The sequence below is a fragment of the Bacillus sp. GMa5/1 genome (assembly GCF_050172015.1).
In the GTDB taxonomy this organism is placed as follows: Bacteria; Bacillota; Bacilli; order Bacillales; family Bacillaceae_G; genus Bacillus_A; species Bacillus_A cereus.
This window is the reverse complement of the sequence record NZ_JBNLYC010000122.1, coordinates 1-12,882: the sequence shown is the minus strand read 5'-3', so window position 1 is coordinate 12,882 and position 12,882 is coordinate 1. Positions and strand designations below refer to the sequence as shown.

The following is a 12,882-nucleotide window of genomic DNA, read 5'->3' as shown; positions in this document are numbered from 1 at the left end:
AAAAAAGAGGATAGCCTCTTTTTTAGTTTAATACGAATATGGTATTTGCTGATAACCTGGGTATGGCATTGGATACGTTACAGGGTATGGTGATGGATAAGCTACTGGATATGGAGCCGGATAATATCCTCCACTTGTTGCACCTGTTAATGCACCAGCTGTTAGTCCGCCTAACACTCCTCCTGCAAAGCTTCCAGGGAAAAATCCGCCTCCCCATGAACTACCACCACCCCAGCCCCATCCGCCTCCGTGATGATGATGGTGATCATAGTGATTGTGTCCTCCATGGTGATGATGTCCACCATGATTGTGTCCTCCATGATGATGATTTCGATAGTACAATCCATTATTTTCTATATAATTCATGTTTCTCCGCTCCTTTTCGATTTTTTCATTTTCATATGCGTTAAGAGTGGGATAAAAAATGGGATAGTACACTGTATGTAGGACAAATGCGGAAAGTATAGGTGAAATGTCTATATTTTGTAAAAAAAGCAAAACACCTTATAATAAAGATGTCATATTACATCTTCTATTTAAGAAGTCTATATTGAAAAAGATTAGGGGAATTATATAGAAATGAAGAAGCCTATCGTTCAATTACTATTAATATTTACAATTGTATCTATCGTTCTGTTCCTATTAAATACATCGTATATTTCGTTATATACATTTGTCGGTGCTCTATGGTCCATCACAATTGTCGGAATTTCATTCGTTATTTTTATAGAAAATAGATCTCCACAAAGTACGTTAGCATGGTTTTTAGTATTAGCACTTCTTCCTATTATAGGTGTGCTTTTATACGCTATTTTCGGACGCAGCCGCTGGAGAAGAAAAAAACATCTCCATCGTTCAGAAGAACAAAGAAAATTATTCCGTGACATATTAGAAGGAAGAAGACTAGAGTTATTACTCACAGTCCCACTAAATGAACGTTCCATACATTTAACAGAAGTCATACAAAAATTTGGAGGTGGTCCTGCCGCAGATAAAACAACTACAAAACTTTTAACAAACGGAGATCAAACATTTTCAGAAATTTTGCGAGCTATAGAGCAGGCAAAGCATCATATACATATTCAATACTACATTTATAAATCTGATGAAATTGGTACAAAAGTTCGAGATGCTTTAATACAAAAAGCAAAAGATGGTGTTATTGTACGCTTCCTTTATGATGGCCTTGGAAGTAATACGTTACGACGACGATTTTTGCAACCTATGAAAGAAGCTGGGATTGAAATTGTAGAATTTGACCCTATTTTTTCAGCTTGGTTACTTGAAACTGTCAATTATCGTAACCATCGAAAAATTGTTATTGTAGATGGAAAAATTGGTTTTACCGGAGGACTCAATGTCGGTGATGAATATCTTGGCCGTTCCAAGAAATTTCCTGTTTGGCGTGATAGTCATTTAAAAATAGAAGGAAAAGCATTATATAAATTACAAGCAATCTTTCTAGAAGACTGGCTCTATGCCTCTAGTGGTTTAAATACTTATTCCTGGGATCAATTCATGAATAGACAATACTTCCCAGGTAAAGAGATTTCAAATGCAGAAGGTGCTGTTCAAATCGTAGCAAGCGGACCAAGCTCCGATGATAAAAGTATTCGTAATACATTATTAGCTGTTATGGGCTCTGCAAAAAAATCCATTTGGATCGCTACACCCTACTTTATTCCAGATCAAGAAACTTTAACATTATTACGCTTAAGTGCAATTGCCGGAATAGATGTACGGATTTTATATCCAGGTAAAAGTGATAGCATCATTAGTGATCAAGCATCTCAATCCTATTTCACTCCGCTTTTAAAAGCTGGTGCTTCTATTTACAGTTATAAAGATGGTTTTATGCATGCAAAAATTGTACTCGTTGATGATACAATTGCAACTATTGGAACAGCGAACATGGATGTACGTAGCTTTGAATTGAATTACGAAATTATTAGCGTGCTTTATGAATCAAAAACAGTTCACGACATTAAACGTGATTTTGAAGAAGATTTTAAACATTCAACTGAAATTAAATGGAACTCTTTCCAAAAAAGAAGTATAAAAAAACGCATATTGGAGTCTTTCATGAGGCTCATTTCTCCTTTACTGTAGGCAATCAACTTCATCTTGATTGCTTTTTCTTTTCCCTTTATCCTCCTTCCTTTTCTTTGCATACCATATTAAAACAAGTTATCATAAGATGTATTACTTTATGAAAATAATGTTAGGTGGGAAATACATGTTAGAACAATTTCATATACATGCTGATTTAAAACAACAGCTTTCTACGATTCATGAAAAGAATAAACAAGAAGCTGGTGAAAATGCACATTTAATCGGAACGAAAATATATAAAGCGTCTGATAATAGCATTATTGAAGATGCGATTACAGCACTTCTTCTTGGCAAGAACATTCTATTAAAAGGACCGACTGGTAGTGGTAAAACAGTACTAGCGGAAACTCTTTCTTCTTTATTCCAAAAACCAATGCATAGCATTAACTGCTCTGTCGACTTAGATGTAGAGGGTATTTTAGGATACAACACACTACAAACGAAAGATGGTGCATCTGAAGTTTCATTCGTTAACGGTCCTCTTATGAAAGCAATGAAGAACGGTCACTTCCTATATATTGACGAAATCAATATGGCAAAACCTGAAACGTTACCACTTCTTCACGGCGCATTAGATTACCGTAAAATGATTACAAACCCATTTACACAAGAGGTTGTATACGGTGATGACGAATACCGTGTAATTGCTGCGATTAACGAAGGTTACGTTGGAACAAGTGAACTAAATGAAGCGTTAAAAAACCGTTTCGTTATTATTGAAGTTCCTTACATTCAAGGTGATACATTAAAAGAACTATTATTAGCAGAATCAAAATTAAATGATGTTGCAACAATTGAAAAGTTTGTTGCATTTGCAAGCGACCTTATGCCTTTAGCTCGCGATGGACGTGTAAGTGAAGAAGCAGCAAGTATTCGTGGTATTATCGACGCATGTGATTTAGGTGTATATATTCCTGTTATGCGAGCGATTGAACGAAGCATAATTGCAAAACTTAATGATGAAACAGAACAAATGACTGTCCGTGAATTAGCAGAAAGTTATTTCTTTGAGGGATAATTTATGAGACAAATTTTTAGTGACAAAAAAATTGATGCGTCGCTGTTTCTACAAATGGAAAACTTAATGTATGCCCTTCTAAAAGAAGACGATGCCTATCTTGAATATGGCTATAAAGCATACTACGACGAAATTGAAAAGAAAGTTGTCATTAGTCACTTTTGGGATGATCGAAAAGAAGAAGATACAGTAATCGGATTAAAAAGCGAAGTGTTCTTAAAAGCACTTGGTAATAAACATTACTCGGACATGACTTTAATTCGTTCTTATGCGATTGAATTGCAAGAATCGCCCCTAAAAAAGTTTTTAACACAATTATTTGTTCTATTAGAAGATTTACGCGTTGAGGAAATCGTAAAGAACTTACGTCCTGGCACGAAGCATGTTTTTAAACGTCGAAAAGAAATGTACCGCAATTATTTCGGCTCTCAAAATGAAATAAACCGTGTTCGTAATTATCACGGTGATCGTCTATTTTGCCTATGCTATCTTTCATTAACTAGCGATAAATACGAAATGTTTAATAATGAATATTTTGAGCAAATTGAAGCGATTTTACATGAAACATTCCAAGCACGTAATACAGAAGATATTATGTATATCGTTGAGAAAATTCGCTATCGCTTAGAGGCGCTTCTTGAAAGCGATATGCTTAACAACTATTTCGGACATGCTCCACTTTACTTATCTGTCCTTGCAGACGAAAAGAACTGTCGCGTCGAAGATTTAGCAAATGATGATACGCAGCTTATAGATGACGATGAAAATAAAAACAAAATGGATGAAAGTTTCTCCACATGGCATCGTGAAAATAAAAATAACGAAAACGAGAACTTTTTACGCTTTGAATTAGAAAGCGGAACAAAAACTAATATGATGGGTGATACTGCCCGTGAATCAGAAGATGGCGACCAAGCACTTGGTTCTGTACAAGGTACTTCACAAAAAAGTACACAATCCAACTTTGATGGCGCTGATACAGAAGAAGCAAGGGCTTCACACGCTTCTAGCCAGCACGACGGTGCATACGGTAAGTATAATGTAGGTGCTTCTCATACTTTTAAAGAAGCTCGCAAACCAAACTCAGATGAGAAAAAAGATTACCAAGCTATCAAATCAGTCGTCAATAAAGATGTAAAAGAATTAAAGAAAATTATCGAAAAAACAATTGAAAATAAAACGAATGCGAATAGTGATAAATATTACGGAAGACTTCGTAAGAAATTCCTTCGTATTTATACCGAAAAACAACCGCGTATGTTTTATAAAAAAGGACAAGAGTCACAAGAACTCGATGTTGCATTCCAACTATTAGTTGACTGTTCTGGTTCTATGTATAACAAAATGGAAGAAACGAAGAAGAGTGTTGTACTATTCCATGAAGCTTTAAAGTCTTTAAAAATCCCGCACGCTATTAGCGGATTTTGGGAAGATGCCTCTAGCGCTAAACCTGAAGATAAGCCGAACGTTATCCATGAAGTTGTAAATTATAAAAACTCAACGTTGCCAAACGTTGGTCCAGAAATTATGCAACTTCGTGAAGAAGAAGATAACCGCGACGGATATATTATTCGTATCGTTTCTGAAAAACTTGCCAAAAGACCTGAGAAACATAAATTCTTACTAGTCTTCACAGACGGTGAGCCTTCTGCGCTAGACTATCAACAAGACGGAATTTTAGATACGCATGAAGCTGTTAAACTCGCGCGTAAAAGTGGTATGGAAGTAATCGGTATCTTCATCGAAGAAGGCGAAGCGAAAGAAGCAACTTATCAATTGATGAAAAACATTTATAACCATCACTTCTTAGTTGCAAATCATGCTGAAGATTTACGATTGAAGATTAAACCATTGCTGAAAAAACTATTACTGAAGACGATTGAATAGAAAATAGGAGCCTTGTGGCTCCTGTTTTTTTCGTTCAATTACTTTGTTTCTGGTTGAAACTTGTATGGAATGGCTACTTCTAATAAAGATTCAAATCCTCCGTCATAGTATGGGAAACGCTCATTCGCAATTGTTCGATCTACCCACTCTATTGCAGAAATTTCACCTTCATCTTCCGCAATAAGTTCCCCTTTTACTACATTCGCTCGGAATGTAAAAAATAGTGCATGATTCCCTGATTCTTCAAAAAATTTTTCATTGACCGCAACAAGCCCCCCAGCCAAGGCGGTTAAACCTGTCTCTTCTTTCACTTCTCTTATTAGTGCTTCCTCTAATATTTCACCTTTTTCCACAGCCCCACCTGGCAATGACCAAACGTTTTGTTCTACATTATGTACCATTAATATTTTATCTGTTTCTTCGTCATGTATTAGTGCGTATACGACATCAACTCTTTGCATAAGACTTCTCTCCTCCCAAAAATAACGAAGAGCCGATTCCTAAGAATCGACTCTTCCTATTAATTCATCACTAACTCAGCTGTGAGCTTTTTTTTTAACTTAGCCAGCATGTCCGTTGTCATTTTGTCTAAATCGTATTCTGCTTTAAAGCCCCACTCTTTCATTGCTGCAGTTGCGTCAATAGAGTTTGGCCAGCTATCAGCGATTGTTTGACGAGCTGGATCTACTGCATAATCCATTGTAAACGTCGGAATGTGTTTACGAATTGACGCTGCAATTTGCTCTGGCTCGAAGCTCATTGCTGTAATGTTAAATGCATTTCTATGCACTAGCTTACTTGGATCAGCTTCCATTAATGAAATGATCGCTTGTAAAGCATCAGGCATATACATCATGTCCATGTACGTTCCTTCAGCAATGTATGAGGTGTATGCACCTTTTTTAATTGCCTCATAATAAATTTCAACTGCATAATCAGTCGTTCCGCCTCCTGGAGGAGCTACGTAAGAAATTAAACCTGGGAAACGGACACCGCGCGTATCTACGCCAAATTTTTGATGATAATAATCACATAGTAATTCTCCTGCCACTTTGTTTACCCCATACATCGTAGTAGGACGCTGAATTGTATCTTGCGGTGTATTATCTTTTGGCGTCGATGGACCGAATGCACCGATAGAACTTGGCGTGAAGAACTTACAGTTTAATTCACGAGCTGCTTCTAGAGCATTTACAAGCCCACCCATATTTAAATTCCATGCAAATAACGGATTTTTTTCTGCTGTTGCTGAAAGTAAAGCTGCTAAATGAATAATTGTATCTACTTCATTACGCTTTGCGATATCATGTAGTTTTTGTCCATCTGTTACATCTAACGTTTCAAATGGACCAGACGTTACTACTTCACTATCTGTTTCACGAATATCTGTTGCAATAACATTTGATGCGCCGTATACATCACGAAGTTTCATTACTAGTTCAGAACCAATTTGCCCTAAAGAACCGGTTACTAGAATTTTTTTCATTTTCCCCACTCCTCATTTGCAAGCTATTCAAAAGATGTCGTTACTTAAATGATGCCCATTTCTTTTCCTACTTTTTCATACTTAAGAATTGCTTCATCTAACATTTCTTTCGTATGAGCTGCTGTAGGCATATTACGAACGCGCCCTGTTCCTTTTGCTACAGTTGGGAACACGATAGATTTTGCGTATACCCCTTCTTCATTTAGACGTTTACTAAATTCTTGTGTTAATACTTCGTCCCCAATGATACAAGGTGTAATTGGCGTTTCACTTTCTCCAATGTTAAAGCCAAGTTCTTTTAATCCTTGTTTCAAGTAGCGGCCATTTTCCCATAAGCGATCGTGTAACTCTGTGCTTTCCATTAAGATTTCAATTGATCTCATGCAAGCTGCTGCATCAGCTGGTGTTAATGCTGTAGAGAATAAGAATGGACGTGAACGAACTTTTAACCAGTCAATTAAGTTTTGTTTCCCTGCTACATATCCACCAATTACCCCAATTGCTTTTGATAATGTACCAATTTGGAAATCAACTTTATCAGAAAGACCGAAGTGCTTTACAGTTCCTGCACCTTTTCCAAGTACACCTGAACCGTGTGCATCATCTACGTATGTCATTAAATCTAACTCTTCTGCAATCTCAACAATTTCTGGTAGTTTTGCAACATCTCCATCCATTGAAAAGACACCGTCTGTAATTACCATTAATTTATTGTAAAGACCTGATTCTTTCGCCGCAATTGCTTTTTGGCGTAAATCTTCCATATCCGAATGTTTATAAACAATAATTTTTGCTTTTGATAGACGACTACCATCAATAATAGAAGCATGGTTTAATTCGTCTGAAAGAATTGCATCATTTTTATCCATAACAGCTGAAATCGCTGCCATATTACAGTTAAATCCTGATTGATAAGCAATTGCTGCTTCTGTATGTTTAAACTTTGCAATTGTTTCTTCTAACTTAATATGCAAATCTAAAGTACCGTTAATTGTACGAACAGCCCCTGCTCCAACACCGTACTTATGAATAGCACCAATTGCTGCTTCTTGCAAACGGCTATCTGTTGCTAATCCAAGATAGTTGTTTGAAGATAAGTTAATATATTCTTTTCCGCCAATTGTAATGATCGGTCCATTTGAACTCTCAAGCGGATCAATTACGTTATAAAGCCCCTTTGATTTTAAATCCTCTAAATTTTCTTCTAAAAATTTCGCAAGTGTTTTACTAGACATCGTGAAGCCTCCCATCGTTCATGTAAGCGGATTATTGTCTTAATAGTTCTAATAATCCCTCTACTAGCTTAACACGTTTTCAGAATTTATTATAGAAAAATAGTTTAAAGTAACCGCTTACAATTTTAGATTATATATGATTCATTACAATAAATCTATTATTTACTTTTCATATTTGATAGAATTAAAAAAATATTTCAGGAGGTTTCAAACATGGCATTTACAGAATCTGATGTATACAATAACACAGCATTTTTCGAACAATATATGAAACGAAGATACCGAGAAAATAGCCCAAATGAATCCATTGAAAAACCAGTATTCTTTCAGCTCATTGGTCATGTACGAGGAAAACAAATTCTCGATTTAGGCTGTGGTGATGCTAAGTTTGGCGCGGAATTATTAGAAAAGGGATGCTACTCTTACACCGGCATTGAAGGCTCTGAACTTATGTATGAAAAAGCTAAAAAACAACTAGAAAATAAAAATGGATCTGTTCATTTTTTAAACCTCAAAGATTATACCTACCCCTCTTCCACTTTTGATTTAGTAACATCTAGACTCGCCTTACATTATATTGAACATCTTGATACCATTTTTCAAAATGTGTTTCAAACTTTAAAAACAAATGGCACCTTTACCTTTAGCGTTCAACATCCCGTTATTACTTCTTCGTTTGAAAGCTTACAAACAAGTGGTAAAAGAACGAGTTGGCTCGTCGATGATTACTTTAAACTAGGCAAACGGGTTGAACCATGGATTGACCAAGAAGTTATTAAATATCATCGTACAACGGAAGATTATTTCACATTATTACAGCAAGCCGGATTTACCATTACATCATTAAAAGAGGCTACACCAAATCCAACCTATTTTCAAAATGAAGAAGAATATAAACGTCGCTTACGTATTCCTCTCTTCCTCTTATTTTCTTGTACCAAATAAAAAAACGATGAATCACTCATCGTTTTTTTATCTCATTACCTGAGCAACTTCTTTAACTACACGTCTTCCTCTTCCGTGAGGTATACAAAGCGGTGTTCCAAACAACGGATCCGTACTAATTTGACACTCCATTCGGAATACATCACGTACTAGTTTCTCATCTACCACTTCTTCAGGTTTACCTTGTGCATATATTTGTTTATCCTGAATGGCTACAATGTTATCTGCATAGCGACATGCTAAATTTAAATCGTGTAATACCATGACAATTGTTCTTTGTTCTGTTTCATTTAATTCGAATAATAAATCTAGCACCTCAATTTGGTGAGTCATATCTAAATATGTAGTAGGCTCATCCAGTAAAATAATATCTGTATCTTGTGCAAGCGTCATTGCAATCCAAGCACGTTGTCGTTGTCCACCTGAAAGAGCATGCACATCACGCTCAGCAAATTCTGTCATACCTGTTGCTGCAAGTGCCTTCTGTACCATTTCCTCATCTTTTTCTGACCACTGTTTCAGCCATGTTTGATATGGATAGCGTCCTTGTTTTACAAGTTGCAATACTGTAAGCCCTTCAGGTGCTTGCGGTCCTTGCGGTAAAATTGCCATTTGACGAGCAATTTGCTTAGTTTGCATACTTTGAATAGCTTGATTATCTAACAAAATGTCACCAGTTGTTGGCTTTAATAATCTAGCTAGTGAACGTAATAAAGTTGATTTCCCGCAACCGTTGGAACCGATAAAGATTGTAATTTCACCTTTTGGAATTTCTAAATTCAACTCATCAATAATAATTGTTTCACCATAAGACAACGTCAAACGTTTCGTCTCCAATGCTTTTTGCATATTCATCTCCCTTTATGAATTCCGACTTTTATAAAGTAAATAAATAAAATAAGGTGCACCAATTGCTGATGTAAATACCCCTGCTGGAATTTCAAGTGGTGTGAAAACTGTACGCCCAATTAAATCTGCAGCAAGTACTAGAATTGCACCAACAATAGCTGCAACTGGGAGTAATGCACCGTATAAAGAACCAACTAGCCTTCGTGAAATATGAGGTGCCATTAAACCGACAAATCCAATTCCTCCGGCGAAGGCAACTGCTCCCCCAATTAAAGCCGTACTAAGTAATAACATGAATACGCGTGACTTCGTTAAAGGAACACCAAGTCCTACCGCAATATCATCCCCTAGCTCTTGCGCATTTAAATGTCTAGCAGCTATAAATGATATTACCGTTAAAATGAGAACCCACGGTGCAAGCACCATAACGTTTTGCCATGAAGAACCATAAACAGTACCTGTAATCCATACATTCGCTTGACTCGCTTGATAAATTGGTGCTAACAACATAAACAAAGTCGTTGCCGCTTTCGTTAATGCCCAAAACCCCACACCAATTAAAACAAGACTAATCGGCGATAACCCGTCATTTCTCCATGCAAATAAATATACAAAAAGCGCCACAATCGTTGCCCCAACAAAGGCTGCTAACGGCATATAATGAATGCTTACAGTTAGCGCATTATTTTTATCACTAAATATAGCTAAAAACAATACAACTGCAACACTTGCCCCGCCCGTAATCCCGATGATATCCGGAGAAGCAAGTGGATTTCGAACGAGACCTTGTAAAATACATCCTGCTACAGCAAGCGCAATTCCTACGAGGATGGCAATTAAAATACGCGGCATACGAAACTTATTTACAACCATGTTAGACATCGCATCGCCATTTCCAGTGATCGCTTGCCATACATCATAAGGAGCAATTTTCATGTCTCCCATACCTGCACTTGCAAAAAATAATCCTATTAAAACAACTAGTAAACTCAACAAGACGAGACAAGCTCGTTTATACATTAAAAACGAGGGCCCGCCTTTCCCTATACGAAACGGAATATACTTCTTCATTTGCTAAGCCCTCTCTTACGTGCAATATAAATAAAGAATGGAGCTCCAATAAATGCTGTCATAACTCCTACTGGTACTTCTTGTGGCATAATGACATATCTTGCTGCTATATCAGCCAATATTAGTAGTATTGCACCTAACAATCCGCTATAAGGCACTCTCCATCTGTGGTCAACTCCAACAAGAAATCTCGCAAAATGCGGAGTAATAATTCCAATAAATCCAATTGGGCCAGCAACCGCAACCGAACCACCAGACAACAGTACAATAATAAGTAACACGAATGATTTCATTAAAATTGTTCGTTGTCCAAGTCCTTTCGCGACGTCTTCTCCCATCATCAATGTATTTACTTTCCCTGCCATCATAAGAGATGCAATCCATCCTATTAATAAATATGGGAATACAGATTGTAAAATTTCTAACTTTCTCCCTTGCACAGATCCAGCAAGCCAAAATAATACCTCTTCAAGTGCTTTTTCATTTAACACAAGTAATCCTTGTGTTAATGATGAAAATAACGCACTAATTGCGACCCCTGCTAACGTTAACTTAAGAGGAGTAGTTCCTTCTTTTCCTAAAGAACTAGAAGCAAATACAAGTACAGCTGCAACCGCCGCTCCTAAAAAGGCAATCCATGTGAAAGCTGATAATGATGTTACTGAAAAGATTACAATTGCTACAACTATGAAGAACGCAGCACCTGAATTTAATCCAATAAAATCTGGAGAAGCAAGTGGATTCTTAGTTAAAGTTTGCATAAGACAACCAGCAATGGCTAAACTAGCACCAACACTAGCTGCAATTAACGCCCTAGGCAGACGTACATTTTGAATAATAATATGTTCATTGGAACCGTTAAAATGGAAAAAAGCATCCAATGCTAGTTTCCAACTCGTATTTGTATACCCGAAAATAATACTTCCCCAAATACAAATAACGACTGCAATGATTCCAACAAATAATCCAATCCATTTTGCTCGATTTGTTTTTAATAACATGCAGCGTTTCCCCTTCAATGTATAATGATACGTTGTTAGTGTATTTCAACTTAATTCTCATTGTCAACGGAAATGAGAATTATTTTCACCCATATGTATTGACAATCAAAAGATAAAGGCTTAATATCATGCTTGCTATTGAAAAATATTCTCAACATGTAGGGGGTACATAATGAATTTCATGCGGAAGAAATCGTTTACAGTATTTGTATTTTTACTAGCATTTTCAATGCTTTTAAGCGCTTGTGGAAAATCAAATAACAAAGAAGAATCTACAAAAGAAGATAATAAAAAAGAAGTGGTTACTGTAGAACATGCAATGGGTAAAACAGAAGTTCCTGCTAATCCAAAACGTGTAGTTATCTTAACAAATGAAGGAACTGAAGCTTTACTTGAATTAGGTGTGAAACCAGTTGGTGCTGTAAAGTCTTGGACTGGTGACCCATGGTATCCACATATTAAGGATAAAATGAAAGATGTAAAAGTTGTTGGTGATGAAGGACAAGTTAACGTTGAAACAATTGCTTCTTTAAAACCAGACTTAATTATCGGTAATAAAATGCGCCACGAAAAAGTGTACGAACAACTAAAAGCAATTGCACCTACTGTGTTCTCAGAAACATTACGTGGTGAATGGAAAGATAACTTCAAATTTTATGCAAAAGCATTAAATAAAGAAAAAGAAGGTCAAAAAGTTGTAGCTGATTACGAATCACGTATAAAAGATTTAAAAGGCAAACTTGGCGATAAAGTAAACCAAGAAATCTCTATGGTTCGTTTCATGCCTGGTGATGTTCGTATTTATCATGGCGATACATTCTCTGGTGTTATTTTAAAAGAACTTGGATTTAAACGTCCTGGAGATCAAAATAAAGATGATTTTGCAGAGCGTAACGTATCTAAAGAGCGTATTTCTGCTATGGATGGTGACGTATTATTCTACTTCACATTCGATAAAGGAAATGAGAAAAAAGGATCTGAACTAGAAAAAGAGTATATAAACGATCCTCTATTTAAAAATTTAAATGCAGTAAAAAATGGTAAAGCATACAAAGTTGATGACGTTATTTGGAATACAGCTGGTGGCGTAATGGCCGCTAACCTACTATTAGATGACATTGAAAAACGCTTTGTTAAATAATATTTCCTTAACCAGCTCCCTTCTGTGGAGCTGGTTATTTTTCAATTCACTTAAATGTCACATTATTTCGTTTTGTATTTTTATTCCCAATATGTTATATTGAGAAAGTAAATAGAATATATTTTCTTTATATCAGA

Annotated in this window: 12 protein-coding genes; 5 read left to right on the top strand and 7 right to left on the bottom strand. The window is 36.2% G+C overall.

What is annotated here, in order from left to right; genetic code table 11:
- Positions 1 to 27: 27 nt before the first annotated feature.
- Positions 28 to 366, bottom strand: a complete 339-nt coding sequence (locus tag ACQGSG_RS21560) for a hypothetical protein (protein ID WP_001106403.1) — start codon at positions 364 to 366, stop codon at positions 28 to 30.
- A 213-nt stretch (positions 367 to 579) separates the two neighbouring features.
- On the opposite strand from ACQGSG_RS21560, the gene ACQGSG_RS21555 reads away from it, so the two are divergent.
- The 3 genes from ACQGSG_RS21555 to ACQGSG_RS21545 all read left to right on the top strand — a co-directional run bounded on the left by ACQGSG_RS21555 (position 580) and on the right by ACQGSG_RS21545 (position 5,017).
- Positions 580 to 2,109 carry a cardiolipin synthase gene (locus tag ACQGSG_RS21555; RefSeq protein ID WP_325842760.1) on the top strand — a complete coding sequence of 510 codons (1,530 nt, stop codon included), beginning with the start codon at positions 580 to 582 and terminating at the stop codon, positions 2,107 to 2,109.
- Between the two features lie 127 nt (positions 2,110 to 2,236).
- Positions 2,237 to 3,130: an ATP-binding protein gene (locus ACQGSG_RS21550; protein WP_000892973.1), complete on the top strand. Its 894-nt coding sequence runs from the start codon at positions 2,237 to 2,239 to the stop codon at positions 3,128 to 3,130.
- A gap of 3 nt (positions 3,131 to 3,133) precedes the next feature.
- A complete protein-coding gene (locus ACQGSG_RS21545; RefSeq protein ID WP_001248851.1) occupies positions 3,134 to 5,017 on the top strand; it encodes a vWA domain-containing protein in 1,884 nt (627 codons plus the stop codon).
- A 38-nt stretch (positions 5,018 to 5,055) separates the two neighbouring features.
- On the opposite strand, the gene ACQGSG_RS21540 is transcribed toward ACQGSG_RS21545, so the two are convergent.
- The 3 genes from ACQGSG_RS21540 to ACQGSG_RS21530 are packed head-to-tail and all read right to left on the bottom strand — an operon-like array spanning position 5,056 to position 7,738.
- Entirely contained in the window at positions 5,056 to 5,478 is a 423-nt protein-coding gene (locus tag ACQGSG_RS21540) for an NUDIX hydrolase (protein ID WP_061655587.1), read from the bottom strand.
- Between the two features lie 59 nt (positions 5,479 to 5,537).
- The gene (locus tag ACQGSG_RS21535; protein WP_000723125.1) at positions 5,538 to 6,503 is read right to left on the bottom strand and encodes an L-threonine 3-dehydrogenase; all 966 of its coding nucleotides are present in this window, start codon (positions 6,501 to 6,503) and stop codon (positions 5,538 to 5,540) included.
- Positions 6,504 to 6,547: 44 nt separating this feature from the next.
- Positions 6,548 to 7,738 carry a glycine C-acetyltransferase gene (locus ACQGSG_RS21530; RefSeq protein WP_000095905.1) on the bottom strand — a complete coding sequence of 397 codons (1,191 nt, stop codon included), beginning with the start codon at positions 7,736 to 7,738 and terminating at the stop codon, positions 6,548 to 6,550.
- Between the two features lie 213 nt (positions 7,739 to 7,951).
- Here ACQGSG_RS21530 and ACQGSG_RS21525 point away from each other — a divergent pair, with 213 nt between their 5' ends.
- Positions 7,952 to 8,683 (top strand): class I SAM-dependent DNA methyltransferase, encoded by a 732-nt coding sequence (locus tag ACQGSG_RS21525; protein ID WP_000885978.1) that lies wholly within the window; start codon positions 7,952 to 7,954, stop codon positions 8,681 to 8,683.
- Between the two features lie 27 nt (positions 8,684 to 8,710).
- On the opposite strand, the gene ACQGSG_RS21520 is transcribed toward ACQGSG_RS21525, so the two are convergent.
- From ACQGSG_RS21520 to ACQGSG_RS21510, 3 genes are read right to left on the bottom strand one after another with little or no spacing between them, the layout of a single operon-like run.
- A complete protein-coding gene (locus ACQGSG_RS21520) occupies positions 8,711 to 9,532 on the bottom strand; it encodes an ABC transporter ATP-binding protein (RefSeq protein ID WP_001167963.1) in 822 nt (273 codons plus the stop codon).
- A gap of 12 nt (positions 9,533 to 9,544) precedes the next feature.
- Positions 9,545 to 10,603, bottom strand: coding sequence for a FecCD family ABC transporter permease (locus tag ACQGSG_RS21515; protein WP_000760071.1), 1,059 nt, complete (start codon positions 10,601 to 10,603; stop codon positions 9,545 to 9,547).
- Entirely contained in the window at positions 10,600 to 11,604 is a 1,005-nt protein-coding gene (locus ACQGSG_RS21510; RefSeq protein ID WP_000925232.1) for a FecCD family ABC transporter permease, read from the bottom strand. Before ACQGSG_RS21510 ends, ACQGSG_RS21515 begins: the two co-directional genes overlap by 4 nt.
- Positions 11,605 to 11,776: 172 nt before the next feature.
- On the opposite strand from ACQGSG_RS21510, the gene ACQGSG_RS21505 reads away from it, so the two are divergent.
- Entirely contained in the window at positions 11,777 to 12,745 is a 969-nt protein-coding gene (locus ACQGSG_RS21505) for an ABC transporter substrate-binding protein (RefSeq protein WP_001010274.1), read from the top strand.
- The last annotated feature ends 137 nt before the right edge of the window (positions 12,746 to 12,882 follow it).